Raw genomic sequence first — 25,137 nt, 5'->3', positions numbered from 1 at the left:
GCTGAAAAGGGAGCCTTTATAGCTCCCTTTTTTATTTGCTGGCGACGCAAGCAGTAGACACTGTCACCCCCATCGGGAGTGTGTCAGCAAGCCAAAACAGAGCGGCTGCCAATGGCAGCCGCTTTTGTCTATATGGTCATCGGGCAGATCAGGCGATCCGTTCGATACGAGCCATGTAGAAGCCGTCGAAGCCGGTCTCGGACGGGCTCACGGTGTGATCGTCACGCAGACGGAAGTTTTCGTTGGCGGCGAGGAACTTGTCCACCTGCTGGCGGTTCTCCTCGGGCAGGATGGAGCAGGTTGCATAGACCAGCAGACCACCCACTTTCACCATCTGGCTGTAACGCTGCAGGATCTCTTCTTGCAGCGCGACCAGCACCGGCAGACGCTCGGCGGTATCACGCCACTTGGCATCCGGATTGCGCTTGAGTACGCCAAGACCGGAACAGGGCACGTCCAGCAGTACTCGGTCGGCGCTCTCTTTGAGGCGCTTGACGGTCTTGCTGCTGGTGATGACCCGGGTCTCCACGTTGTGGGCACCGGCGCGACGAGCGCGCTGCTTGAGGTTCTCCAGCTTCCACTCTTCCACATCCATTGCCAGCAGACGGCCTTTGCCTTGCATCATGGCGGCGATATGCAGGGTCTTGCCACCGGCACCGGCGCAGGCGTCGATAACGCGCATGCCCGGGGCAACTTCCAAAGCGGCAGCAACTAGCTGGGAGCCAGCGTCCTGCTGTTCGAAGCAACCATCGGCAAAGGCCTTGGTGCGGAACAGGGCTGCGTCGGAGGTGACCTGCAGGGCAGTCTCCACACCTTCAACCGGAATGGTGGTGACCTGCTCTTTGGCCAGAATGGCTTGCAGCTCATCACGGGTGCACTTGAGGGTGTTGACCCGCAGGTAGCGCTTGGGCATCCAGGCCAGGGCTGCACGCTCGGCAGGCCAGGCTTCACCCAGCTGCTCGCTACCCAGTTTCTCCAGCCAGCTCGGGCAACCATCCATCAATACCGGGTTCTTCTTCGCCTCGGTCAGACGGCGGCGGAATGCCTCTTCATTGAAGCGATCCAGGGTCGGGTGGTTGGGCTGGGCAATTTTGTGGAAGGCATGCCAGCTGTGCAGCAGTGGCCAGACATTCTTTTCGGCCTGACGCACCTGAATACCGGTGAGGAAACAATAGAGGCTGAGACGGCGCAGCAGGTCGCCGGTGACCAGGGCAATCCTTGCCTGTTCTTGCGGTTTGAGTTCGATGCCGGAGAAGTGACGGGCATAAGCGCGGTCGAGGGTGAGACCCTGACCGAGTACATCGTCAACAATGGCAACGACCAGATCCCCGAAACGGGGCAACAGTGGGGATTTGAGCATGAGATTAACCTTGGCCAGATAAAGATGAACCGCACCTTTGTGAAGAGGGGCAGTTCTAAAATTGACAAATCCGCGCAATGATAGGGGTTAGACGGGGTTGGCGCAACACTCCCACTCGGGAATGGTGGAAAGGGTTGCTTCAGCTTTGTATTGATGTGGCCGAATAAAAATAAAGTACAGGCCGCAATTCAGGCGATTGCATTAATACAAGGACTAAAAACAATGCATGTGACGAAATACTCTACGGTGGCCTTGCTGATGGCCAGCATGCTGGGCTCAGCCAGCCTGATGGCCAGCGAATGGGGCACGGTTGCCGCCAGAGCAACAGCAGATGAGGGCTATGAGGTGCGGGCCCATCAGTTCCGGGTCGCCAAGGTGCCGCTCGACTATTTTGCCGGACTGCAAGCCGGGGCGAGTGAGCTGACCCTGCCGCTACCCGATGGGGGGGAGGTCACCTTTGCTCTGGAAGCTTACGACGTGCTGCCCGCAGACCTTGCAGCCAAGTATCCTCAGATCCGTACCTTCAAGGGTTACAACCCGGCGCATCCGGTCGATACCGGGCGCTTCGATCTGGGGCCACAGGGTTTCCACGCCATGTTCAGCCATCAGGGCCAGATGGTGTTTGTCGATCCGCTGCGCAATGCCGAAGGGTATGCCGTCTATTACCAGAAGGATGCCCATAGTCGTCTGGAAGAGGATGCCGACAAGGTAATCGGGCCGGGTGTCAGCAAACTGGTGCGCAAAGTGCAGGTTGATGGCAATGTCCACAAGCGTTACACCATCGCTATCTCGGCAGCCGGTGAGTACACCCGATATCACGGTGGCTCCACGGTGCTGGCCCTGGCGGCCATCACTACCCTGCTCAACCGGGTGAACGAAGTCTATCAGCGCGACGTGGGGGCCGAGTTCGTGCTGGCCAGTGGTAATGACAGTGTGATCTTTAGCGATCCTGCCAGTGATCCCTTTGATAACACCGATGCGGATGCGGATCGCAACGTCGATGTGCAGGCGCAGGCCTTTGCTGATGGGGATTTGGGGGCATTTGATATCGGCCATGTGCTCAACACCGGTGGCGGAGGCTTGGCGGGGTTGGGTGTGTTATGTGTTGATGCCATGCCGCCTTATTACGCCTACGGGGCCAAGTCGTCAGGTATGACGGGTTCGTCAGACCCCGTAGGGGATGCTTTCTTTATCGACTATGTGGCCCATGAGATTGGCCACCAATTCGGTGCCGATCACACCTTTAACGGTACAACGGGCAGTTGTGGTGGGGGCAACCGGTTTGCCGAGCAGGCGTTCGAGCCAGGTAGTGGCAGCTCCATCATGGCCTATGCCGGTATTTGTGGTGATGAGAATATCCAGACTCACAGCGACCCCTATTTTCATAGCAAGTCCATCGAGCAGATGCGTGCACACATGGCGACTCTATCGACTTGCGGAACCACACTCGTGTTGAGCAATAATGCCCCGCAGGCAGCAGCAGGGGGGGACTATGTGATCCCTGCCAATACGGCCTTTATGTTAAAAGGGGCGGGTGGAGATCTGGATAATGATTCTCTGCTCTACAACTGGGAGCAGATCGATCTGGGCACTGAATCGAGCAGTGCCGCCACCATGATTGACGATGGCTCCCGGCCGCTGTTTCGTTTTGTCTCTCCCACGGCATCGTCGGAGCGGATCCTGCCGAGTTTGCCATCCCTGCTCTCCGGCACGCTTGCCAAAGGAGAGGCCTGGCCGACTATCAACCGGGATCTCAATTTCAGACTGACGGTGCGTGATGGTCAGGGTGGCGTTGCCAGTGATGACATGAAAGTGCAAGTGATCAATACCGGTGCGGCATTTCGCATCACCAACCCGTTTTACGGGGTGACTCTCACTCCGGGGGCCAGTCAGGCAGTGGCATGGGATGTGGCGGGCACAACTGTGGCGCCGATCAGTTGCAGCAAGGTGGACATCTCGGTGACCCAGGATGAGGGCGTAAGCTGGACAATGCTCGCCGCCGGACAACCCAATAACGGCGCAGCAACGGTAACGTTGCCTGCCGATCTCACCAGCAGCGTCAGGCTGAAAGTGGCATGCAGCGACAATATCTTCTTTGCCATCAGTCCCCTCAAATTGCCTCTGGTGCAAGGTGGCTCGACTTCAGGTGGCGGCGGTGGTGGCGGGGCGCTCGGATTGTGGACGCTGGCTCTGGCGCTGCTCGGCTGGCAACGGAGGCGTACATGAAGGGAGTCCCTCTGTTGCTGCTTGTCATGCTCGGCGGTTGTCAGGCCGATGCCAGCACGCTGGAACAGGAGCTGAGTGCAAACCTCGCCAGGCAGGATTACCGCCTGATAGTGATAGCCGGGCGGGGAGAGTTCGCCCCCGGTATTGCAGCCGAGCAGCAGGCAGAGGCCAAGGCGCGCTGTGGCAAGCGTTATCTGGATGGATTGGGCGATGTGATAAGGCCCGGTCAGCAAGAGATACATGCCAAGTTGAGCGCTTACGCCAGCGAGTATAACCAGCGTATGGTGATTCATTGCCCAATAGCATCGGGCGCTGGCAAGCAGTAATACACCAACGAACCAATCCAAATGGAGGGGATATTCATCCCTCTATCTATCCGTGAAGGCGCCAATGGCGCCTTCACTTTTTTCCGTTGTTGAATGGGGCCAGTCTGTATTGCCTGAGATGGGGAGCGCGGGTGTAGCACGATTTTTCAGCGTGACAGAAGTTTTGTGCGAATTTTCTTTTCTGTCTGTCACGCAGATCGTCAATTGACGCTGCACCATACTTGTTGTCACCAAGGTAGGGCAAGGAGGCTCTATGAAGCATGGCATTGCGGTGATTATCACCAGTTTGTCTGTTCAGGTTGCAGCAGAACCACAGTGGACCTTCATGGATGAAAACTTGGAAAGGGGAGGGGTCTATGATGTGCGCGCTGAAAAGGTCAGAGTGGTGGTTCCTGACAAGCCTTTTGAACCCGGGCATCTCGCCAGTGTATTGACCTTGCCATTGCCGGATGGCACTACGGTGCAGTTTGATGTTCATCCCAATGCCTTGCTCCCGGAGCCTTTGGCCCAGCGCTACCCTTCTATCAATACTTACAGTGGGAAGGCTATCGATCGGGCGGCGGATACAGGCCGATTTGATGTCACCATACATGGTTTTCACGGTATGTTTACCCATCAGGGGCGTACCTTTTATGTCGATCCGCTTCAGGACGGTTTCTCTTATGCCGTTTATGAACAGCAAGATGCCTGGCGGCGACAGGATGTGGATCAGGTGATTGATCCTCATGGTATCGAGCGTGAGCGAGCTGTGCTGGTCGATGGCAATTTGCGCAAGCGCTACACCATCGCCATCTCGGCAACCGGGGAATATACCCAGTATCACGGTGGTACCAAGGTTGCAGCACTCTCGGCCATTGCAACACTGCTTAATCGGGTCAATGAAGTCTATCGCCGTGATGTGGGGGCCGAGTTTCAGCTTGCAGCTGATACGGATAATGTGATTTTCACCGATCCTGCGACGGATCCTTTCACCAACTCGACCCAGGATATCGCAATCAACCAGACCCAACAGGGGGTGTTGCTCAATCCTTCTTTTGATCTGGGCCATCTGCTGGCGACATCAGGCGGCGGGGTGGCGACCCTGAGATCTTTATGCAACCCTTTCAGCCGTTCACGGGGCATGACCGGAGGCTCACAGCCTATCGGTGATGCATTCTTCATTGATTATGTGGCTCACGAATTGGGGCACCAGCTGGGGGCAGAGCACTCCTTCAATGGCATGGCCGACAGTTGTGCCACGGGTCGCAAGGCTAGCTCAGCCTGGGAACCGGGCAGTGGCTCGACCATCATGGCCTATGCCGGGATCTGTGGTGAGGAGAATCTGCAGGTTAACAGCACACCTTTCTTTCACAGCAAGTCGATCGAGCAGATGCGGGCTCTGATGGCCTCTCTGCCCTCCTGCGGCACCGACCTGGCGCTTGCCAATAACGCGCCGGTTGTGGATGCGGGGGGCGATAGGGTGATCCCCGCCAATACGCCTTTCACTCTTGTCGGTAGTGCGCTGGATCTGGATGGTCATCCCCTCAGTTACACCTGGGAGCAGGTTGATCTTGGCAATGCATCCTACAGCGTGGCAACCATGGTGGATGATGGAACCCGCCCGCTGTTTCGCTTTGTTTCACCAACATCGGATCCCCGTAGAACATTGCCCGCCATGAGCTCTCTGATATCGGGTGTCTTGGCCAAAGGAGAGGCGTGGCCTGCGACCAATCGCAATCTCCAGTTCCGCCTTACCGTACGTGATGGTCAGGGGGCGGTGAGCAGTGATGAAATGGTGGTTCAGGTGATCAATACCGGCGCGGCATTTGCCATCACAGCTCCGCAGATCGGCGCCATGGTGGCGGGTAGCACTCAGCTAGTGACATGGAATGTTGCCGGGACCGATCAGCCTCCTATCAATTGTCCCAGCGTGGATTTGGCACTGACACAGAATGGTGGTTCTACTTGGACTACGCTGGCAAGCGGGCTTGCCAATAACGGTTCGGCCAGTGTGGTGTTGCCTGCACCGTTGACCAGCACGGCCAGACTGAAGCTGGCATGCAGCAATAATATTTTTTTCTCTATCAATGGGATAAGAGGTAATGCGTCTGCTACTACGGAAAGTGCAACTGTCATTACCGACAACAATGCGGGTGGCGGCGGTGGTGGTGCAGTGAATCTTATCGTGATCCTCCTGATGGGAGGGGCAGCCGGATGGCGCAGGTATTACGGTTAGCCGTCAGTTTGCTGTTTCTATATATCTGCGCAGCGCCTGTTGTGGCCGCATCACTGACCGAGGCAATAGATGAAAGTCTTGCTGCTCAGGATTATCGGCTCATCGTGCGTGGCGGGCGCGGCGGTATGGCTCCGGGGGTTGTGGAGTCATTGCAAGCAGAAGCGAGAACCCGATGCGGAGTCCGTTATCTGAAAGGGTTCGGTGATGTAATTGAGATGGGCAAGGAGTCGGAGTTTGAGCAGCGGATTGACTATGCCACCCGATATAACCGACAGATGCTGGAAAGGTGCATGCCGGAGGCGATTTCAAGGCCGTAGTGGCTGCTCAACAACGGCGTGTAAATCGGCATGATTGGAGTTATAACTCTAATATTCCAAACATAGTGATAGTCTCATGGGAATGATTCGATGACTCACATATGAGCCCCCATATACTTTTTTTGGAGTTTTAACTCTATTAAAAAGAACTGCTGAAAATGCTAACAAAATGAGCTGTTTATAAACTATAACTCACTAACTTTATGATTTTAAATGAAATAAAATTCGTTTGATTTTTATTGAAAAAGTTGAAATGTGATTTGTGTCACGTTATTCTCGTCGACTGTTCAGTCAGGTGATTAATAATGATGAAGTTCACAATAAATGCAATCTCAGTTGTCATCGCAATGTCAGCCAATATCGCGCTGGCATCCCCATGGCATATGGTCGAAAAACGCAGCAAGCAGGCTGATGAACCTGTAAGGGCTCGCGCATACAATATCTTTGAGGTAGAACCGGATTTTTTAGAAAATCTGCGCTTGGGCCAAACCGTGATTACGCTACCATTGCCTGATGGCAAGATGGTGCAATATGAATTGGAAGCCTACTCCGTATTACCGCCTGCGCTGGCAGCAAAATACCCAGATATCATGACTTATAAAGGACATGAAGTTGGCACCCCCAGTAATACCGGTCGTTTTGATATTTCTCCGCGTGGTTTTAACGGCATGTTTATGCATGCCGGAGAGCAGATATTTGTCGATATTCAGCGTAATGGTACCTACGCTGTCTATTACAAAAAAGATGCACATTCAATGAATGGCAAGAATATCAAGGAGATCATTGAAAAATCCGAGCTGAAAAAAAAGTTAGCATACAAAACTGAAGCGGCTCGTAACGAGGCTAGCTATAGCAAGCCAGAGCTTACCCAGTACAGCATTGCATTCTCTACTACTGGTTCATATACCAGGTTCTTTGGTGGCCAAGCCCAAGCATTGGCGTCACTGACAACCTTGACTAACCGTTTAAACGAGGTATATGAAAGGGACTTGGGCGTTCGTTTTGTATTGGCAGATGGGAATGACAATATTATATTCGAAAATCCTGTTGACGACCCTTTTGTGAACGGTAAATATCCAAAATTTAAAAATATCAGCACTATAAATGCTGTGGTTCAGAGAGAGAAGCTGAATAGTAATGACCTTGGCTATTTCGATATTGGTCATGTAGTAACGCAATCGGAAAAAGATGAGGGGGATGCACAGCTAGGGTCATTGTGTGATAAGGTAGACTCATATGCATCATATAGGTCTAACGCGGCTACAGGAAACAAAAATCCTGTTGGAGATGCATTTTTTATTGACTTTGTGGCGCATGAGATTGGCCATCAATTTGGTGCCGACCATACCTATAACGCTAATAAGGGGCAGAGAGAGTCCTCCATGGCATGGGAGCCAGGTAGTGGTAGCTCCATCATGGCTTATGCGGGGCTGATGGGGGAGCAAAACGTACAGCTCAACAGCGAGGCCTATTTTCATAGCAAGTCGATTGAGGAGATGCTCAAGCATATCAACGACAGAGAAGAGCAAGCGAGTAATGGCTCGATAAAAATCGAGGGGGTACCATCGGTACTTGCTGCTTTTCCCTCTTCGCGTTGTGGCACTGCGATCCCGAACCAAAATGGTGATAATCAGGCGCCAGAAATTACCGATGTGCCAGCAGAACATGTGATCCCCAAAGGGGTGGCATTTAGCCTGAGTGGCAAGGGTAATGATGTTGACGGCGATACCCTTACCTATACTTGGGAGCAGGTCGACCTAGGAGATGCAACGACCAGTGGCGATCAATTGAGTTCCGGTCGCCTTGCAACCGGCCCCCTGTATCGTTACGCCGAGCCGACAACTTCCCCGGTTCGTCACTTTCCTTCGCTGGCTACCCAGTTGAAAGGGGAAGCTGAGAAAGGTGATGTCTGGGTCAATGTGCCGCGCACCCTTAACTTCCGTCTGGTCGCCCGTGATGGCAAAGGCGGTGGTGCCTATGGTGAGACCTCGGTCGAGGTGGTCGATACAGGCGCACAAACCTTCAAGATTGAACCGGCATCTGACCAGCGTATGCTGGTTGGTAGCCCGACCACAGTGAATTGGCAAGTAGCTGGCACGGACCGTCATCCTGTCAACTGTCAGCGGGTCGATATCAGTTATAGCAACGATGAAGGCAAGAGCTGGCAGCCGCTGGTCAATGGCGTGAACAACAATGGCGCCCATGAGGTGACCATTCCGGCCAATGCTGGCAGCGCTGTTCGCCTCAAGCTGGCCTGTAGCGACAATATCTTCTATGCCATTACGCCAAAACTGGCGACCAAGAGCAGTGATACACCGGCTCCCCAGCCTGAAAGCAATGGCGGCGGTGGTGGTGGCGGTTCGACCGGTCTGTTCGCGCTGTTGGGCCTTGGTATCGCTGCGCTGCTGCGTCGTCGTGAGATCATGAGCTACTAAACCAGATAACCCAAGGGTGAGATTACCCATCTTTGGTAAATTGATGAACCAAGCGAAGAGGCGTTAGCCTCTTCGCTTTTTTTGTATGGTTTACAAGGTCGCTTTATCGAGCGCACAATGCCTGCGTCACTCTCTTGATGGTCGTGGAACCATTATTTATTTGAAGGAAAATCAAGATGATGGATGTTGCTGATCTGCGCCGTGAGTATACCCGTGGCGGTCTGCACCGGGCCGATCTGCCGGCCGAGCCGCTGGCGCTTTTCGAGAAGTGGTTGGCGCAGGCCTGTGAGGCCAAACTGACCGATCCCACCGCCATGGTGGTAGCGACGGTGGATGCCGATGGTCAGCCCTGGCAGCGCACCGTGCTGCTCAAGCACTACGACGCCCAGGGGATGGTTTTTTACACCAACATGGGCAGCCGCAAGGCGCTGCAGCTGGAAGGCAATCCCCGTATCAGCCTGCTCTTTCCCTGGCATACGCTCGACCGTCAGGTGCATGTGACCGGTCGGGTGGAGAAGATGAGCACTTTCGAGGTGATGAAGTATTTCCACAGCCGTCCCAAGGATAGCCAGATCGCTGCCTGGGTCTCCAAGCAGTCGACCCGCATCTCGGCCCGTGGCGTGCTGGAGGCCAAGTTCCTCGAGCTCAAGCAGAAGTTTGCCAATGGCGAAGTGCCGCTGCCGAGCTTCTGGGGCGGATTCCGGGTGGTGATCGAGACGGTGGAGTTCTGGCAGGGGGGCGAGCACCGGCTGCACGACCGCTTCTACTACACCCGCGACGGGGATGGCTGGCATATCGAGCGTCTGGCTCCCTGATCGCGCTGTTCAATTCTGTTTTCACAAGGAGTGTGTATGCATCTGTATGGTGATCTGCGTTCCGGCAACTGTTACAAGGTGTGGCTGCTGGCCCGCTGGCTGGAGCTGCCCCTTGAGTGGGTAGAGGTGGATATTCAGGCGGGGGATACCCGTACCCCCGCATTTTTGGCCATGAACCCCAACGGCAAGATCCCGGTGCTGGAGATTGGCCAGGGCGATACGCTGGCGGAATCTAATGCCATCCTTTTCTTTCTGGCGCAAGGTAGCACCTTGTGGCCAACCGATCCGCGCCAGCAGGCCGAGGTGCTCAAATGGATGTTCTTCGAGCAGTACAGCCATGAGCCCTACATCGCGGTGGCCCGCTTTATTGTTCACTATCTCGGCCGACCCGAGTCGCAGGAGGCGCGTCTCGACGGGCTGAAAGCCGGTGGCGAGAAAGCGCTGGCGGTAATGGAGCAGCAGCTGAAACAGAGCCCCTATCTGTGCGGTGATGCGCCGACCATCGCCGATATCGCCCTTTATGCCTACACCCACGTGGCAGAGGAGGGGATCTTCTCCCTGCAGGGGTGGCCCGCTATCCGTAGCTGGATCGCCCGTATCGAAGCCCATCCCCGCCATCTGACGCTGCCAGCGGCCTGTCAGGCCAGCTGATGGAACTGCTGATCGAGGCCAGTCTGTGGCAACCGCAGTGGGCTGCGCTGTTGCTGCACTGGCAGCAGCAAGGTCATCGCTGGCAGCTGCTGCTGGGCAAAGAGGCGGCGGCCGCCCTCGATCAAACCGATGCACCCTGGGCGAGCAGCCCTCCAGACGGGGTGCTCTGCCCGGGAGCCCTGCTGGCTGCCTGGCTCGATGGGGATCTGCTGGCGGATTTTCATGTTGATCCCAGCCGCCAGGTTCTGATCAGCGCCTCTACCTCCCTATTGACCCTCGCCAGGGAGCAGGGGCTGCTCACCCTTGGCCCTGTGGGGGCCGATCTGCCGCTTACCCCCGAGGCCGATTTGGGCGCCGTGCTCAATCGCCTGCTGGCGCGCCGCGTGATGGTGCCGACCCTGGCTGAGGGGCATTCGCTATCAGGTGTCGTATTGCGACCACTGCAGGCCGACGATGAGCGCGAGATAGTGCGCTACTGCAGCGACGAGGCGCTGGCCCGCTACACCCTCAATATTCCTCACCCCTATCCGCCGGAGGGGGCCCGCGACTGGCTGGCGCTCAGCTGGCGCAAAGCGGCGCTTGGCCTTGGCTGGAGCTGGGCCATCACCTTGCCAGAGGAGCAAGGTGCGGTGTTGCTTGGGGTGATCTCGCTGCACTGGAATGGCGAGCTCGCCTGGTGGGTGGGCGTGCCCTGGCAAAATCGCGGTCTGGCGACCCGGGCCGCCAGCTTGGTCAAGGGGTTCGCCTTTGACCAACTGCAACTGCCTGCGCTGACGGCTCGCCATATGCCAGACAATTTAGCCTCCGGCCGGGTGATGGCAAAACTGGGCATGCACTATCGTGGGCGGCGCCATATCAGCGGTCGCCAGCCGTGTGAGGTGAGTTACTGGCGACTGGATCGCGCTCCCTCCTTACCCAATCCCTTTCCCGAGGAGATTGCCCGCTGGCTTGCTGATGAGCGGATTGCTGTGGTGATTCTGTGGGATCCTGTAACGTTGGATCGGCAGAGCGCCAACGGCAAGCTGGCTATCTCGCTCTTTGTGGATGAGAGGGGCGCGGGGGAGGAGTCCTGCTCTATTCGCTGCCCACCGCATCTTGAGAGGTCTCTGGAGCTGCACTGTTACCCCGTCGAACTGCTGGAGCAGGCCGAACCGGAGCAGTTGTCCCATCTTGGCGGCGTCTTGCTGAAAGACAGGGATGAACAGGGGCTGGCGTGGTTGCTGCAACTGGCCGCGCTGCAGCGGCAGGGGCCCGAGCTGCTCAGCCGCAAGGAGCGCGCATCACGGCTCCACTGGTTCAACCAATTGATGGCGCTGGCGCTGGGCGGCAACGGTGACTCGCCGCAGATACGCTATCAGCAGTTACGGCTGCTGGTGGAGCTGCCGGAGCTGGTCGATGAGCTGGATGGCTGTTGGCATCAAACGCCCGAACTGACCTTTGATCGGTTGGCGCGGGAGGCTCCCGCCCTCTGGCTGGCCTACCGCGAGGCGATGAACAGGGTCACCCCAGCTACGCTAACCGTCTTGCAGCAGCAGTTTGCCGCTCGTTTTCCTGAGTGCACCCTCCCATTTTTGGACAAAGGTACTCAGAATGACCAGCCGTTGTGTGGAATAATGCCCGCTCTGCTGTACGAGGAGTAATACCTGATGTTGAGAACCGAGCGCCCCGGTGACATGCTGCCGGTCTATGAGCTGCTGAGTGCCGCCTTCGGTCGTTCCGATGAGGCCGAACTGGTCAACCGCCTGCGCGAATGTGGTGCTGCCGTAGTGACCATGGTCGAAGAGGAAGAGTACGAGTTCATGGGGCACCTGATGCTAAGCCCGATCACCATTAACGGCATGGAAGGGCCCTGGCTCGGTCTGGCGCCGGTCGCGGTTCATCCCGACTGGCAAGGTCAGGGTATTGGCTCTGATCTCATCCGTGAAGGGCTTGATACGGCGCTCGAGATGGACTGGAAAGGGGTGGTGGTACTCGGGGATCCGGCCTATTACAGCCGTTTCGGTTTCCGCCCGGCTAGCGAGTTTGGCCTGCACTGCATCTATGAGGTGCCTGCCGACTGCTTTATGGCAATGGAGCTGCAGGAGCGCGGTTTTGCGGGGGTGCAGGGTGAGGTGCTCTATCACCCCCTGTTTGATGAACTCCCCGACGAGCTGCCGGACGTGCAGGCAGAAGTGTCCCATTTATAGCGAGACATCGCAGCGACAAGCTATAACGAAGAAGCCCTCAGCGAGGGCTTTTTCAGTTTATATCAGTCCCTGCCGGGCTTATTCGAGCAAATAGACTCAGGCAATGATATCGAGCTGAGTGCCCTTGCGATTATCTTCGCCCACCATGTCACCCATCTGCTGGGCGAGCGGACTCTGCTGGAACTGCATGTAGTCGCTGAGATTCTGCTGGCGCTGGTAGCGATTCGCAGCCTGATACATATCAGCCGTGTTCGGGCCCGACTTGCTGTCGGTCTCCTGACCGCTGGCCTCCAGGTAGCGCTCCACCACGGCTTTCTCCTGCTGATTAGCCGTATAAGAGACCGCCAGGGTTCTGCGAGCCGTTGCTTTCTCTTCGCTCTGTGCCTGCAATTCATCCTTCTTGGTCAGTGCTTCGTTACGGGTCTGACTGACCTGCTCGGGTGTGACAGCCGGAGAGGAGGGGTATTTGCCGTAATCGGGCAGCGGCATGGGCCTGGAGGTGATTTGCATGGTGGCGCTTCTCTTGTGAACAGGGACGGACGCATGATACCCATCCATATTAGCTCAATAAATCACCACTTGTCGGTTCATCAAGAGTGGGTTCAGTTTCGCGCATCGATTGTTAATTGAACCGCCTCTGAGTGACAAAAAAGGCGCCATAAGGCGCCTTTTTATCCTTCGGTTACCGCCGGATCAGTTGAAGAACCAGTAACCGCGGTTGACCAGACGGGTCAGCAGTTGCAGGAAACCGGCCTGATCGGCCAGCTCCACCATATCGGCCTGAGTGATGATGTCCTTGTCGCACAAGAGCGAAATGGCGGCCGCATCTTCGCTCTGCAGGGTCCAGGCTTCGCCATCGATATAGCACTGCTGGCTCTCGCCGCTGAACCAGACGCTGCGCAGGCCCGGCACCTTGATGGCAGGCTCGCCCTGGGTCAGCAGGTCGGCTACCTCCTCGGCGCTGTAGTCCGGCTCGACCGGATTGACATCCAGATCGTGCTTGGCTTCGGAGATCATGGTGCCGAACCACTCCTTGAACAGGGTCTCGTCATCGAGGGCCTGTTGCATCAGCTCGCGCAGACGGTGCAGCTCGTGGGGCTGGATCTCGCCGTGACGGGCACGGGGCTTGAGGTCGGCATCGCCGTAACGCTCGGTACGCACCTCGTTGTCGATCAGGTGATCGGCAAAGGAGGAGATAAGCGCCTTGGCATCCGGCGCGCGGAAACCCACCGAGAAGTTCATGGAGGGCTCGATGGCGTAGCCTTCGTGGGGGAATCCGGGCGGAATGTAGAGGATGTCGCCCGGCTCCATGATGACGTCGATGATCGCCTCGAACGGCTCGCAGTGCAGCAGAGCGGCATGGGCGGCAAACTCGTTGAGCGGCTTGGCATCGCCAACCCGCCAGTGACGCTTGCCGATACCCTGGGTGATGAAGACGTCGTAGTTGTCGATGTGGGGGCCGACACCCGCGTGAGGGGTGGAGAAGCTCACCATCACATCGTCAAAGCGCCAGCCCGGAATGAACTGGAACGGCACCGCCAGCTCGTTCACCTCGGGGGCCCAGTGGTTGCAAGCCTGTACCAGAATGGTCCAGTTCTCTTCGCCCAGATGGTCATAGGATTCGAAGGGGCCGTGGGCAGCATCCCACTTGCCGTCGAAACGGGTGACCAGACGGGACTCTACCACCTCCTCCATGGCCAGACCCGCCAGCTCGTCCGGGCTGATGGGATCCTGAAAGTCCTTGAAGCCGCCCTTGATAAGGAGCGGGCGCTTCTGCCAGTAGTGCTCGAGGAAGTGAGCGATATCCAGATTGAGTTCGTACATAGATCTTCTCGTCAAAGGGTTCGACAAAGGTCAGGAGAGGTCTTGCCAGAGGCGGCTGCCGGCCTCGGGCAAGCCCTCTTGCAAACCGTGTATAGGGTGCCACATAAAATAACCGGGGCCCTGTTGCAGATCATGCACAGGGCCCCGGTGGTCTCATTTATCCGCTTATTTCAGCAGATCAACCAGACGCTGGGCGTCACCGAGGTAGTTGGCCGGGGTCAGCTTCTTCAGCTCAACCTTGACCGCTTCCGGCAACTCCAGGGTGTCGATAAAGGTGCGCATCCCTTCGGCATCGACGCGGCGGCCACGGGTCAGCTCTTTGAGCTTCTCGTAGGGCTTCTCGATACCGTAGCGGCGCATCACGGTCTGGATCGGCTCGGCCAGCACTTCCCAGTTGGCATCCAGATCGGCGGCCATGGCGGCGTCGTTGGCTTCCAGCTTGGAGATACCCTTGAGGGTGGACTGGTAGGCGATAAGGGAATAGCCGATGGCAACGCCCAGATTGCGCAGCACGGTCGAGTCGGTCAGATCACGCTGCCAGCGGGAGATGGGCAGTTTGCTCGCCAGATGCTGGAACACAGCGTTGGCCAGACCCAGATTGCCTTCGGAGTTCTCGAAGTCGATGGGGTTGACCTTGTGCGGCATGGTGGAGGAGCCGATTTCGCCGGCGATGGTGCGCTGCTTGAAGTGACCCAGGGAGATGTAACCCCACACATCGCGGTCGAAGTCGATCAGGATGGTGTTGAAGCGGGCCATGGCGTCGAACAGCTCGGCGATATAGTCGTGCGGCTCGATCTGGGTGGTGTAGGGGTTCCAGGTCAGACCCAAGGAGGTAACAAACTGCTCGGAGAACTGGTGCCAGTCCACTTCCGGATAGGCGCTGATGTGGGCGTTGTAGTTGCCGACTGCACCGTTGATCTTGCCGAGGATCTCCACCGCCATGATCTGCTTGTACTGGCGCTCCAGACGGTAGGCGACGTTGGCCATCTCCTTGCCCATGGTGCTCGGGGTGGCCGGCTGGCCGTGGGTGCGGGAGAGCAGCGGCATGTCACGGTACTCGTGGGCCAGACGCTTGATCTCGCCGATCAGCTTCTCGCAATAAGGCTTGATGACCTCTTCGCGGGCGGTTTTCAGCATCAGACCGTGGGAGTTGTTGTTGATGTCTTCCGAGGTGCAGGCGAAGTGGATGAACTCGCTGACAGCCGCCAGCTCCGGGTTCACTTCAACCTTCTCTTTGAGGAAGTACTCCACCGCTTTCACATCATGGTTGGTGGTGCGCTCGATCTGTTTGATGCGGGCGGCGTCGCTCTCGTTGAAGTTGCTGACGATGCCGTCGAGCAGGGCGTTCGCGGCCGCGCTCAGGGCTGGGACTTCCGGGATCCCGGCGTGGCTCGCCAGTTTCTGCAACCAGCGAACCTCGACTTCAACGCGAAAACGCAGCAGGCCGAATTCGGAGAAGATAGGGCGCAGGGCATCGGCCTTGTCGCCATAACGACCGTCAATCGGGGAAACAGCAGTCAGCGCGGACAGCTCCATGGGGTGAACTCCTGATGATTGGTGTGGGGGATCCGTATTCACTTGCGCGCCGGGCGGGGTGTATCAAGGCTGATGTGCGGCTGTTCACCTTGTCCTCCCTCTGCCTGCGCGCAAGCCAATGATTAGTAACGCTTGGCCAGTTCCACCATCTTCTTGCGAGCGAAGATGATCTGGGTGCGGCTGCCACCGAGCTGGCGCCACAGCACCACGGCGCGGATGCCTGCCAGCAGCAGGGCGCGCACCTTGTGCTGCACCAGCGGTTGCTGCAGGAACAGCGGGGTGCCGGCCACCTGAATGCGCGGCCCGATGGGGCTGATAAGATCGCTGTAGATGCTCGCCATGTTGGCCAGGATCTGCTCGTCGAGCAGATCGAAATGCTGTTGCTGGCGGCCGATCTGGCTGATCCGCTCACCCAGCATGTTGAGAATGTCCTTACGCTTGGCCAGCTTGCGCTCCAGCGCAATCAGGCTCACCACATAGCGGGTCAGCTCGGCATTCTTCTGGCTGCCATCGGCACCCAGCTGCTCGACCAGCGCGCGGTAGCCGTCGCGAATGGCCAGATGGGTGTTGTTGAACACCTCGAGCGGGTGGCTCGGGTTGGTCACCAGAATGCTGGAGAGGCTCTCGCGCAGTGCGGCCTCGTCACAGCTGCCGTCTCGGGCCACCTTCTGCACCAGATACGCGGCCTGGCAGATGCCGGCAAAGGCCATTGTTCTGTCTTGGAATTTATCGCTCACGTCTGCTGCCTTCTGTTAAGGATTCAAACCGGATGGCTGAAACGTTGTTCGATGATGCCGCCGCCCAGACACACTTCCCCGTCGTAGAAGACGGCGGACTGGCCCGGGGTCACCGCAGCCTGTTTCTCGTCGAAGATGACCCGGATGGTCTCGTCGTCGATGGGCTGGATCAGGCAGGGGATATCCTGCTGGCGGTAGCGGGTCTTGACGGTGCAGCGACGCGGCTCGCGAATGGGGGTGCGATCTACCCAGTGCAGCTGGCTGGCAATCAAACCATCGGAGTAGAGGCGGGGATGTTCGCCCTGCGCCACCACCAGCACGTTGCGTTCGACCTCTTTGTCGACCACATACCAGGCCTCTTCGGTGGCATCTTTACGACCACCGATACCGAGCCCCTTGCGCTGGCCCAGGGTGTGATACATCAGACCCTGATGCTCGCCGATCACCTTGCCATCCACGGTCTCGATTTTACCGGGCTGGGCGGGCAGGAACTTGGCCAGGAAGTCCTTGAACTTGCGCTCGCCGATAAAGCAGATGCCGGTGGAGTCTTTCTTCTTGGCGGTGATGAGATCCAGCTGCTCGGCGATGCGGCGCACCTCGGGCTTCTCCAGATCGCCAACCGGGAACAGGCTCTGACCCACTTGCTTTTCGCTCAGGGTATAGAGGAAGTAGCTCTGATCCTTGTTGGTATCGAGACCGCGCAGCAGGCGCGGGCGGCCGGTGCTGTCGTCACGGCGCACATAGTGGCCGGTGGCGATATAGGTGGCACCCAGCTCTTCGGCGGCAAATTCGAGGAACGCCTTGAACTTGATCTCCTTGTTGCAAAGGATATCCGGGTTTGGCGTGCGGCCAGCCTTGTACTCTTCGAGGAAGTGCTCGAACACATTGTCCCAGTACTCGGCCGCGAAGTTGATGGTGTGGAGTTTCATCCCCAGCTTGTCGCAGACGGCCTTGGCATCAGCCAAATCCTGGGCGGCAGAGCAGTACTCGTCCGTGTCGTCTTCTTCCCAGTTCTTCATGAACAAGCCTTCGACCTGATAGCCCTGCTGCTGGAGCAGGTAGGCCGAGACGGAAGAATCCACGCCGCCGGACATGCCGACGATCACCTTGATTTGGCTGTTGTCTGTCATTAGTCGAAGTTACCAGTTCGTTTAAACGGGGCGTATTCTACCAGAGTTTTGCGCCCCCGGTCACATATCCATGCCGCAGTTCCCATCAGGAGCCTGATAGCAGGAAATCGTTTTTCTGTCGTTGGCCTTTGTCACCGAAAAAGAGTGTCAAATGGCCTCAGATAAAGGCCTTGAGGGCCGAGAGCGGCAGCCGTGTCCCCGCCAGATAATCCTGAATGCACTGCCACACCAAGGGGCTGCGCAGGGCCGGTTTGCATTCCGCTATTTCTTCAAGAGTGAGCCAGTGGCAAGCCAGCACATCGCCGTCAGGATCCTCTGGATGGTGCTGACCCGGCGCTTTTTCAAGGTCGAAGATGATGGCGGTGCGCACATAGGTGGCTTCGCTGTCGGCCGGTTTGAAGAGATAGGTACCAAGCCAGGCGGTCGGCGTGGCGGTCAGACCCGTCTCTTCCTTCAGCTCGCGGCACGCCGCTTCAAGCAGGTTTTCCCCCGGCTCCACATGGCCGGCGGGTTGGTTGAAACGGCGCTGGCCTTTTATCTCCTCTTCCACCACCAGAAAGCGCCCCTGCCACTGCACCAGGGCGGCGACCGTCAGGCGCGCCTCCATGCGGGCGTGGCTGGTGGTCGATTGCTCTGCCTGATTGCTCATCATGACTCCTTGTCGTTGCTATCGGGATTGCCCGCTCGGGCGGGTCTGCGTGCCGTTCCTCGCCCGCTGCTGCGGGGTTTGCCGCCGGTCGGGTTTGAAGTTGAACGCTCGGTTGGGTGAGTGCTGCGGGGGCGCTCGTCCCGTCTCGGCTGGCTGGCTCGCCGTGGCGCATCCCCTGTCGGTTTGGCCGGTTTGGCGGTATGAGCGCCTGAACGGGATGAGGAGGGACGCGGGCGGCTGCTGGTGCTCGGCACCAGCTCGGGGGCGGGCAGGCTGCGGCTCTCACCGGGTGCCAGACCATCGAGGGTCCAGTCACCGATGGCGTAGCGAATAAGGCGCAAGGTGGGGTGGCCGATATGGGCGGTCATCCGCCGCACCTGCCGGTTGCGTCCCTCGATGATTTTGATCTCCAGCCAGCTGGTAGGGATCTCCTTGCGCTCGCGGATCGGCGGATTGCGCGGCCACACCGCAGGTTCATCCATGATGCGCGCCCTGGCGGGCAGGGTCATGCCGTCATTGAGCTCCACACCGGCGCGAAGGGCGGCCAGTTTCTCTTCGCTCGGGATCCCTTCCACCTGCACCCAGTAGGTCTTGGGGGTCTTCTCCCCCGGCTGGGTGAGGCGCGCCTGCAGCTTGCCATCGTTGGTGAGCAGCAGCAGTCCCTCGCTGTCGCGATCGAGCCGCCCTGCGGCATAGATGCCGGGCTCTTTGATGTAATCCTTGAGGGTCTCGCGGCCCGCCTCGTCGGTGAACTGGCAGAGCACCATGTAGGGCTTGTTCAGCAGCAACAGCTTGCGATCCGCTGGGGCCAGCTCCGGTTTGCGGGGGGATGCATGGCGGGGTGCGGCTGGTTTGGCCGCCGTGCGCGGGGCGTTATCGCGCGGCGTACGGTTGACAGAGAGACGGGAGCGGGGAGATTTCATCGGATACACACTTCAGACAGACGATGGCAGCGAGTGTACCACAGGGTGCTGAGGGCAGGATGAATGGCTGGTGTTACAGCAAGCAGCGCCCAGAGCCAATTCGCCTAGCTTAGCAGGCTCTCGATGACGATAGCCTGACGGGCGGGGGGCGAGCCCGCCAACAGCAGGGCGTGGCTGACCACATCGTCGATCATCGCCTGCGCCAGTCGGGTGAGGGGGCGCAGGGTCTCCCGTCCGCTGCCAACCGGCACCGCCAGCAGAATAATGGTCTGCACCTGCCCGATTTGAGAGCCCCACTCGATGGGCTCCTTGCAATTGAGCAGGGTCAGCGCTGGCTGGCTGATCCCTGCGCTCAATACATGGGGCATGGCAAGGCCGGGGCGGATGATGGTGGCCGAGACCTGCTCGCGCCGCTCTACCGCAGCGGTCAGTGTGGCGCGGTCGCTGATCAGCTCGGCGGGCAGCAGTTCGATCAGATGCTCGAGGGCCTCGGCCTTGGTCAGCGGTTCGGTGCTGTGGGCCAGCTGGCGCAGGGCAAAATGGTAGTCGGGCAGGACGTTGGCCAGTCGCAACTCCGCCAGCGCGGCGGTGCGCAGGCGCACCAGCGGTTGACCCAGCTCCCCGCACCAGCAGGTGAAGGCCATGTGGGCGAGCTCGGCATCGCACCCTTCGATCTGCAACTGGCAGAGATCGCCGGGCTGGGTGGCGAGGGTCAACAGGGAGAGCTGGTTGCTGGCGGCAACGGTCTGACGCCGGGTGAGGTTGGCGCAGCGGATGGTGGATTTGAACATCCCCGCCAGCCGGTTTAACTGCTTGGCCTGGGTGATGCTCAACCCCTGCTGGCAGTAGAAGGTGATTTCGCGGGCCAGCATCAGGCCGGGATCGGCAGGGCCTTGAGTACGGCGTTGGCATCCAGCAGCACGGTTTCCAGTCTCACCTGATGGATGGTGCAGCCGAGGAAGCGCTCTTTCTGCTCAATCTCGATATCGGAGGCAATCAGCACCAGGTCGGCGCTGGCAATATCGCGGGCGGTCAGCATGTTCTCCATGCCCATGGCGCCCTGAGTCTCGACCTTGATCTTGAGTCCCAGCCCAGTGGCGGCTTTTTGCAGGGCATCGGCAGCCATATAGGTATGGGCAATACCGGTCGGGCAAGCGGTGACGGCGACGATCTTCATCTGCTCTCTGTGATGCTGACAAGGGGAAGCAACAAGATAGCGCCAGCGGGGGGCTTTTACCAAAAGCGCATATGAAAAGTGGGATCTTGATGGGGATATGCCCGTCCCTTGAACGGCAGTGCAGGCTGATATGGGCCAGCCGGGAGTGGGGTTGCCCCAAACAACAAGGGCCACCTCTATGGGTGGCCCTGAACAATCTGCGTCTGTTGTTATGGCTATCAGGCGGTCTGGGCGGCCAGTTCGGCGGCTTTCAGTTCGCGCTTGATGCGGCGGATCTTGCGCTCTTCGGCGACGGCGACACAACCCATCAGTACCAGACAGGCGGCGGCTGCGATATCCAGCGCCGCGAAGGTGCCGGTCCAGCCGGTCAGACCGAAGATGGGGGTGCCATCGGCGATCATGCCCAGACCCAGTTTGGCGAAGCTGTCACCAATCAGGTAAGCGAAGGTGCCCTTGACGCCATCGGCTACGCTGATGCCCTGCTTGGGGACGAAGCCCACGGCGGCGACGCCGATCAGCAACTGCGGACCAAACACCAGGAAGCCCAGGGTGAACAGGGAACCCAGGAACATAAACTGGGTGGTCGCATGCTGGTAGAGACCCAAGGTCGCGATAATCAGCGCCAGTGCCACACAGGCAACCAGACCACGACGGCCATTGGCCAGATCGGAGAGGTAACCCCACATCAGGGTGCCGACCAGAGCGCCCACTTCGAAGAAGGTAAAGCCCTGAATAGCCACGTCTTTGGAGAAGCCCAGCTCCTGGTGGGCATAGACGGTGGACCACTGGTCGATACCGATACGCACCACGTAGAGGAAGATGTTGGCAAAGCAGAGCAGCCAGATCACCTTGTTGAGCAGCACATACTTCACGAAGATCTGCCACTTGGTCAGCTTCTGCTCCTCGGTGGCGATATCCTCTTCGCTCGCCACTTCGTCAAACAGCTCTTCCACCTTGCCAAGACCATAGGCTTCCGGTGAATCGCTACCAAAGCGCAGGCCGATAAAGCCGACGATCAGCGCGATGATGGAGGGGAAGATAAACATGCCGAGCACGTTGCCATCGAACAGGTAGTTGGCACCGAACAGCGCCACACCAGCCGCACCGGCACCGCCCACGTTGTGGGAGAGGTTCCACATACCCAGATAGGTGCCGCGCTTGTTGCGAGGGGTCCACTTGGTGATGGTGGAGTAGCTGCACGAACCGCCACAGCTCTGGAAGAAACCGCTCAGGGCGTAGAAGAAGATCATGAAGTAGAGGCTGAAACCGGTGCCGCCCATGCTGGCACTGAAGCCCAGCATGCAGAGCGCGGAGAGGATCAGCATCAGCGGCAGGAACTGCTTGGTGTTCTTGCCATCGGCATAGTAGGAGACGATGGTCTTGCCCACCCCGTAGGTGATGGAGAAGCCAAGGCCGATCATGCCAAGCTCGGTCATGGAGAGACCGTACTCCTGGATCATGTCATTTTGCGCAATGTTGAAGTTCTTGCGGATCAGATACATGGTCAAATAGCCAATAAATACAACCAGATAAGATTGCATAAACGGCTTGAACCAGAGCTTGCGCCGGGCTTCGACCGGCAGGTCGAGGGTGGGGACCCGGACCTGTTGGAGCAATTTCAACATCTTCGTTCATCCTCTGCGAGATAGACGGTATTTCCGCCGCGCCCCTCATTTGTAGATAGGTTGTTCGAGGTCACGCCACGGAAGGGGGAACGGAACATCGGGGCTGTCAGCCGTTGCAGCGCTCGACGCTCCATCCATATAAACCCGGGCCCGGCACGGGATGACGGGGCACATTGCCCGTCGCGGTGCGGGTCACGACATCAGGTGAGGTGACTCTAATAAGAGGGGCAAAAAATGGCTTGAGAGCCATCCCTAGGGCAATTAGGAAAATTTCCTAGTTTTTGCGATTTCGCGGACAAAGCGTGAGTGCAATCACAGAGCTGACCCGGGATTGGCGATATTTCCGCCGGTATCCGGGTGGGAGGAGAGGGAATGGCGCGGCAAATGCGGCGCTGCTTTGGCGTGGCAAGAGAGGGCGCGATAAAGAGGGTGTTGAGGCCTATAAGGAAAAAGACAAGGAAAAAGCAGAGGCCACCCCGGGGTGGCCTCATTGTTATGGTTCGCGAGCGTGAGTTGCTCGGGGAGGAGGAACTCAGGCCGCCTTGGCCAGAGTTACCTCATCACTCTTTTTGACCCGCAGTTTTTTCAGGGCAACCGCCACCACGCCGGTGACGATGGCACCGCAGATCATGCAGAGCAGTGCCAGCAGCGGCTTGTTGACCGCACCCAGCAGGGCCACGATGGGGCCACCGTGGGCAACGCTGTTGGTGATGCCAAACAGGAAAGCCATCACAGCTGCGGTCATGCTGCCCAGAATGTTGGCCGGGATAACGGCCAGCGGATCACGGGCGGCGAACGGAATCGCCCCTTCGGAGATCCCCACCAGACCCATGGCACCGGCGGCTTTGCCAGCTTCGATTTCAGAGGCATCGAAGATACCGAGCTTGCGACCGAGTACGGTCGCCAGCGACATGCCAAGAGGGGCAGCCGGGATGGCGCAGGCCATGGCACCCATAAACTGGGTCTGACCGGAGGCAATCATGCCCACCGAGAAGAGGAAGGCCACCTTGTTGACCGGGCCACCCATATCAAAGCCGGCCATCCCCCCCAGCACGATACCCAGCAGCACCAGACTGCCACCGCTCATGGAAAGCAGCATGGCGTTGAGGCCAGTCATCATGTCGGCAATGGGTGCGCCGATGATGAAGATGAATACCGCAGCGATAAAGAGCGACCCGACGATGGGGGCGATCAGGATTGGCACCAGCGGTTGCACCATCTTGTGGTACTGACGGGTGGCAATCCAGCGCACCAGATAGCCGACCAACAGGCCCGCGATGATGGCACCGATAAAGCCGGTCCCGGCATCAGCGCCGTAGAAACTACCGTTGTTGGCGATCCAGCCACCGATAAAGCCCGGTGCCAGCGCCGGACGATCACCGATGGCGTAGGCGATATAGCCCGCCAGAATGGGGATCATCAGGGTGAAGGCGGCCACGCCGACGTTGAGGATCTGGTTCCACATGCTCCCTTCCGGGATCTGCATGCCGCTCGGGGTCGGGTTGCCGCCGATGGCGAGTGCCAGCGCAATCAACAGACCGCCGGTCACCACGAACGGGATCATGTGCGACACACCGTTCATCAGGTAGCGGTAGAGATCGGAACTGCCGCCCGCGCTCTTCTCTTCACCTTTTTTATCTTCTTTGCCAGCCACATAGGCGGGGGCCTTCAGCGCTTGTTCGATCAGACCCTTGCCATCCTTGATGGGGGCCTTGACGCCGGTCTTGATCAGCGGCTTGCCAGCGAAACGGGCCATGTCCACCTGCTTGTCACAGGCCACCACGATGGCGGTGGCGCGGGCGATCTCGTCCGCGGTCGGGCTGTTCTTGACGCCGATGGAGCCGTTGGTCTCCACCTTCACCTCATAACCCAGCTCGCGAGCGGCGCGCTCCAGCGACTCGGCCGCCAGATAGGTGTGGGCGATACCGGCCGGGCAGCCGGTGACACCGATGATAAAGCCTTTGCTGGTGGTCGGGGCCGCGCTCTGCTCCTCTTTCTTGGCCAGCAGCAGCGCCAGCGCATCGGCCGGAGTTTTCGCCGCCAGCAGCTTGGCGATAAAGCCCTCTTCGATCAGCTTGCCGGAGAGCTCGGCCAGCACCTCGATATGGTGGTTGGCGCCGCCATCGGGGGAGGCGATCATGAAGAAAATATGGGACGGCTTGCCATCTTCGGCGCCGTACTCGATGCCGTTGCGGCTGATGCCGATGGCGACCGCCGGGTTGCATACCGCCGCACTCTTGGCGTGGGGCAGGGCCACGCCCTCTTCAAAGCCGGTGTTGCCCAGCTCTTCGCGGGCCCACAGATCCTTGATAAAGGCCTGCTCGTCGCTGACCTTGCCTTGCGACGCCAGCAGGCGGGCCATCTCGGTGAAGACCTCTTCCTTACGCGTCGCTTTCAAATCGAGGTTGATCAGATGTTCATTGATCAAGGTGGTGATCATGGCGCTCTCCCCGCTTCCGGTGACGGAAGCTATGCGTGAGTACGTATCGACGTACTGGATAAAAATGACCTGATCATTATCGCGGCTCGCCTGCACCCTCCCTATCGGACAAATGTGCTAATCACTGGATTTTTGTGCGCATTAAAACGCGATGTGATGAAGATCCCGTTTTCAGGTAGGACTCGCCATTTTCAGTCAACCATTCATTTTTTCTTTAAAAACATATAAATGCATTGATGCCAGGCTCGCCATCAGATTTGTAATACGCCATATCAATAAATTAATCATCAGTGGAGTCTGGATTTATATGTGGTTAAACGGCGCCATCAGATGTGACCATTCTCACAAAAAGTCGCCATTTAGCCGGGCGGACTAGGATTTTTATGCGCCATTTCTCCCCCTGCCGTTTGCCCTCGCTGATAGCGGATTGGCGCGCCCTGGAATGATGCCAGGGCGAGCTTTAATGAGTCCCCAAACCTCTTCGTTGAAAAAAATAGTTTGTTGCATATGCCATAAACTGAGCGTATACATGGCATATGCCAATTACGGCGGCATCATGATCAGA

At 58.2% G+C, this 25,137-nt stretch carries 21 protein-coding genes; 9 read left to right on the top strand and 12 right to left on the bottom strand.

Annotated features, from left to right (window positions below; translation table 11 throughout):
- Positions 1-148 precede the first annotated feature (148 nt).
- The gene (locus tag AB5Y71_RS06210; protein WP_042082464.1) at positions 149-1,360 is read right to left on the bottom strand and encodes an RsmB/NOP family class I SAM-dependent RNA methyltransferase; all 1,212 of its coding nucleotides are present in this window, start codon (positions 1,358-1,360) and stop codon (positions 149-151) included.
- A gap of 222 nt (positions 1,361-1,582) precedes the next feature.
- Here AB5Y71_RS06210 and AB5Y71_RS06205 point away from each other — a divergent pair, with 222 nt between their 5' ends.
- The 9 genes from AB5Y71_RS06205 to AB5Y71_RS06165 all read left to right on the top strand — a co-directional run bounded on the left by AB5Y71_RS06205 (position 1,583) and on the right by AB5Y71_RS06165 (position 12,531).
- Positions 1,583-3,586, top strand: coding sequence for a reprolysin-like metallopeptidase (locus AB5Y71_RS06205; RefSeq protein WP_368171221.1), 2,004 nt, complete (start codon positions 1,583-1,585; stop codon positions 3,584-3,586).
- A complete protein-coding gene (locus tag AB5Y71_RS06200) occupies positions 3,583-3,912 on the top strand; it encodes a hypothetical protein (protein ID WP_120415664.1) in 330 nt (109 codons plus the stop codon). Before AB5Y71_RS06205 ends, AB5Y71_RS06200 begins: the two co-directional genes overlap by 4 nt.
- Positions 3,913-4,165: 253 nt before the next feature.
- Positions 4,166-6,127, top strand: coding sequence for a reprolysin-like metallopeptidase (locus AB5Y71_RS06195; RefSeq protein WP_245131169.1), 1,962 nt, complete (start codon positions 4,166-4,168; stop codon positions 6,125-6,127).
- The gene (locus tag AB5Y71_RS06190; RefSeq protein WP_080768659.1) at positions 6,106-6,444 is read left to right on the top strand and encodes a hypothetical protein; all 339 of its coding nucleotides are present in this window, start codon (positions 6,106-6,108) and stop codon (positions 6,442-6,444) included. The genes AB5Y71_RS06195 and AB5Y71_RS06190 overlap by 22 nt, the downstream gene beginning before the upstream one ends.
- A 305-nt stretch (positions 6,445-6,749) precedes the next feature.
- Positions 6,750-8,879 carry a reprolysin-like metallopeptidase gene (locus AB5Y71_RS06185; RefSeq protein ID WP_368171220.1) on the top strand — a complete coding sequence of 710 codons (2,130 nt, stop codon included), beginning with the start codon at positions 6,750-6,752 and terminating at the stop codon, positions 8,877-8,879.
- 176 nt (positions 8,880-9,055) lie between these two features.
- Positions 9,056-9,694, top strand: coding sequence for a pyridoxamine 5'-phosphate oxidase (gene pdxH, locus AB5Y71_RS06180; protein ID WP_368171219.1), 639 nt, complete (start codon positions 9,056-9,058; stop codon positions 9,692-9,694).
- A 36-nt stretch (positions 9,695-9,730) separates the two neighbouring features.
- Positions 9,731-10,345 carry a glutathione S-transferase family protein gene (locus AB5Y71_RS06175; protein ID WP_368171218.1) on the top strand — a complete coding sequence of 205 codons (615 nt, stop codon included), beginning with the start codon at positions 9,731-9,733 and terminating at the stop codon, positions 10,343-10,345.
- Positions 10,345-11,985, top strand: a complete 1,641-nt coding sequence (locus AB5Y71_RS06170) for a GNAT family N-acetyltransferase (RefSeq protein ID WP_368171217.1) — start codon at positions 10,345-10,347, stop codon at positions 11,983-11,985. Before AB5Y71_RS06175 ends, AB5Y71_RS06170 begins: the two co-directional genes overlap by 1 nt.
- 6 nt (positions 11,986-11,991) lie before the next feature.
- Complete coding sequence (locus AB5Y71_RS06165) at positions 11,992-12,531, top strand: GNAT family N-acetyltransferase (RefSeq protein ID WP_368171216.1); 540 nt, start codon at positions 11,992-11,994, stop codon at positions 12,529-12,531.
- Positions 12,532-12,627: 96 nt separating this feature from the next.
- On the opposite strand, the gene AB5Y71_RS06160 is transcribed toward AB5Y71_RS06165, so the two are convergent.
- The 11 genes from AB5Y71_RS06160 to AB5Y71_RS06110 form a co-directional block, all read right to left on the bottom strand.
- The gene (locus AB5Y71_RS06160; protein ID WP_368171215.1) at positions 12,628-13,041 is read right to left on the bottom strand and encodes a hypothetical protein; all 414 of its coding nucleotides are present in this window, start codon (positions 13,039-13,041) and stop codon (positions 12,628-12,630) included.
- Positions 13,042-13,224: 183 nt separating this feature from the next.
- A complete protein-coding gene (locus AB5Y71_RS06155; RefSeq protein WP_042031527.1) occupies positions 13,225-14,355 on the bottom strand; it encodes a cupin domain-containing protein in 1,131 nt (376 codons plus the stop codon).
- 165 nt (positions 14,356-14,520) lie between these two features.
- Positions 14,521-15,891, bottom strand: coding sequence for an adenylosuccinate lyase (gene purB, locus AB5Y71_RS06150; protein ID WP_368171214.1), 1,371 nt, complete (start codon positions 15,889-15,891; stop codon positions 14,521-14,523).
- 122 nt (positions 15,892-16,013) lie between these two features.
- The gene (hflD, locus tag AB5Y71_RS06145; RefSeq protein WP_129503561.1) at positions 16,014-16,628 is read right to left on the bottom strand and encodes a high frequency lysogenization protein HflD; all 615 of its coding nucleotides are present in this window, start codon (positions 16,626-16,628) and stop codon (positions 16,014-16,016) included.
- A gap of 23 nt (positions 16,629-16,651) precedes the next feature.
- Positions 16,652-17,758, bottom strand: coding sequence for a tRNA 2-thiouridine(34) synthase MnmA (gene mnmA, locus AB5Y71_RS06140; protein WP_005353619.1), 1,107 nt, complete (start codon positions 17,756-17,758; stop codon positions 16,652-16,654).
- 157 nt (positions 17,759-17,915) lie between these two features.
- Positions 17,916-18,407, bottom strand: coding sequence for an NUDIX hydrolase (locus AB5Y71_RS06135; RefSeq protein ID WP_042082454.1), 492 nt, complete (start codon positions 18,405-18,407; stop codon positions 17,916-17,918).
- Positions 18,407-19,330 carry a 23S rRNA pseudouridine(2457) synthase RluE gene (gene rluE, locus AB5Y71_RS06130; protein WP_368171213.1) on the bottom strand — a complete coding sequence of 308 codons (924 nt, stop codon included), beginning with the start codon at positions 19,328-19,330 and terminating at the stop codon, positions 18,407-18,409. Before rluE ends, AB5Y71_RS06135 begins: the two co-directional genes overlap by 1 nt.
- A 104-nt stretch (positions 19,331-19,434) precedes the next feature.
- Positions 19,435-20,202, bottom strand: coding sequence for a PTS sugar transporter subunit IIA (locus tag AB5Y71_RS06125; RefSeq protein WP_368171212.1), 768 nt, complete (start codon positions 20,200-20,202; stop codon positions 19,435-19,437).
- Entirely contained in the window at positions 20,202-20,507 is a 306-nt protein-coding gene (locus AB5Y71_RS06120) for a PTS fructose transporter subunit IIB (RefSeq protein WP_005334611.1), read from the bottom strand. Before AB5Y71_RS06120 ends, AB5Y71_RS06125 begins: the two co-directional genes overlap by 1 nt.
- Positions 20,508-20,725: 218 nt before the next feature.
- Entirely contained in the window at positions 20,726-22,132 is a 1,407-nt protein-coding gene (gene uhpT / locus AB5Y71_RS06115) for a hexose-6-phosphate:phosphate antiporter (protein ID WP_005334609.1), read from the bottom strand.
- A 532-nt stretch (positions 22,133-22,664) separates the two neighbouring features.
- Entirely contained in the window at positions 22,665-24,572 is a 1,908-nt protein-coding gene (locus AB5Y71_RS06110) for a fructose-specific PTS transporter subunit EIIC (RefSeq protein ID WP_267518204.1), read from the bottom strand.
- Positions 24,573-25,137 lie beyond the last annotated feature (565 nt).

The sequence above is a fragment of the Aeromonas sp. R9-2 genome (genome assembly GCF_040908025.1).
In the GTDB taxonomy this organism is placed as follows: Bacteria; Pseudomonadota; Gammaproteobacteria; order Enterobacterales; family Aeromonadaceae; genus Aeromonas; species Aeromonas veronii.
This window is presented reverse-complemented; position numbering and strand designations above follow the sequence as displayed.

Bases quoted from the DNA above. Each gene is read 5' to 3' on its own strand.
- uhpT (WP_005334609.1), bottom strand. From the start codon at position 22,132: ATGTTGAAATTGCTCCAACAGGTCCGGGTCCCCACCCTCGACCTGCCG.
- AB5Y71_RS06125 (WP_368171212.1), bottom strand. From the start codon at position 20,202: ATGCTGGCCCGCGAAATCACCTTCTACTGCCAGCAGGGGTTGAGCATC.
- AB5Y71_RS06155 (WP_042031527.1), bottom strand. From the start codon at position 14,355: ATGTACGAACTCAATCTGGATATCGCTCACTTCCTCGAGCACTACTGG.
- AB5Y71_RS06110 (WP_267518204.1), bottom strand. From the start codon at position 24,572: ATGATCACCACCTTGATCAATGAACATCTGATCAACCTCGATTTGAAA.
- AB5Y71_RS06165 (WP_368171216.1), top strand. From the start codon at position 11,992: ATGTTGAGAACCGAGCGCCCCGGTGACATGCTGCCGGTCTATGAGCTG.
- AB5Y71_RS06135 (WP_042082454.1), bottom strand. From the start codon at position 18,407: ATGAGCAATCAGGCAGAGCAATCGACCACCAGCCACGCCCGCATGGAG.
- AB5Y71_RS06175 (WP_368171218.1), top strand. From the start codon at position 9,731: ATGCATCTGTATGGTGATCTGCGTTCCGGCAACTGTTACAAGGTGTGG.
- AB5Y71_RS06205 (WP_368171221.1), top strand. From the start codon at position 1,583: ATGCATGTGACGAAATACTCTACGGTGGCCTTGCTGATGGCCAGCATG.
- AB5Y71_RS06185 (WP_368171220.1), top strand. From the start codon at position 6,750: ATGATGAAGTTCACAATAAATGCAATCTCAGTTGTCATCGCAATGTCA.
- AB5Y71_RS06190 (WP_080768659.1), top strand. From the start codon at position 6,106: ATGGCGCAGGTATTACGGTTAGCCGTCAGTTTGCTGTTTCTATATATC.
- AB5Y71_RS06200 (WP_120415664.1), top strand. From the start codon at position 3,583: ATGAAGGGAGTCCCTCTGTTGCTGCTTGTCATGCTCGGCGGTTGTCAG.
- AB5Y71_RS06210 (WP_042082464.1), bottom strand. From the start codon at position 1,360: ATGCTCAAATCCCCACTGTTGCCCCGTTTCGGGGATCTGGTCGTTGCC.
- AB5Y71_RS06170 (WP_368171217.1), top strand. From the start codon at position 10,345: ATGGAACTGCTGATCGAGGCCAGTCTGTGGCAACCGCAGTGGGCTGCG.
- rluE (WP_368171213.1), bottom strand. From the start codon at position 19,330: ATGAAATCTCCCCGCTCCCGTCTCTCTGTCAACCGTACGCCGCGCGAT.
- AB5Y71_RS06120 (WP_005334611.1), bottom strand. From the start codon at position 20,507: ATGAAGATCGTCGCCGTCACCGCTTGCCCGACCGGTATTGCCCATACC.
- pdxH (WP_368171219.1), top strand. From the start codon at position 9,056: ATGATGGATGTTGCTGATCTGCGCCGTGAGTATACCCGTGGCGGTCTG.
- mnmA (WP_005353619.1), bottom strand. From the start codon at position 17,758: ATGACAGACAACAGCCAAATCAAGGTGATCGTCGGCATGTCCGGCGGC.
- AB5Y71_RS06195 (WP_245131169.1), top strand. From the start codon at position 4,166: ATGAAGCATGGCATTGCGGTGATTATCACCAGTTTGTCTGTTCAGGTT.
- AB5Y71_RS06160 (WP_368171215.1), bottom strand. From the start codon at position 13,041: ATGCAAATCACCTCCAGGCCCATGCCGCTGCCCGATTACGGCAAATAC.
- purB (WP_368171214.1), bottom strand. From the start codon at position 15,891: ATGGAGCTGTCCGCGCTGACTGCTGTTTCCCCGATTGACGGTCGTTAT.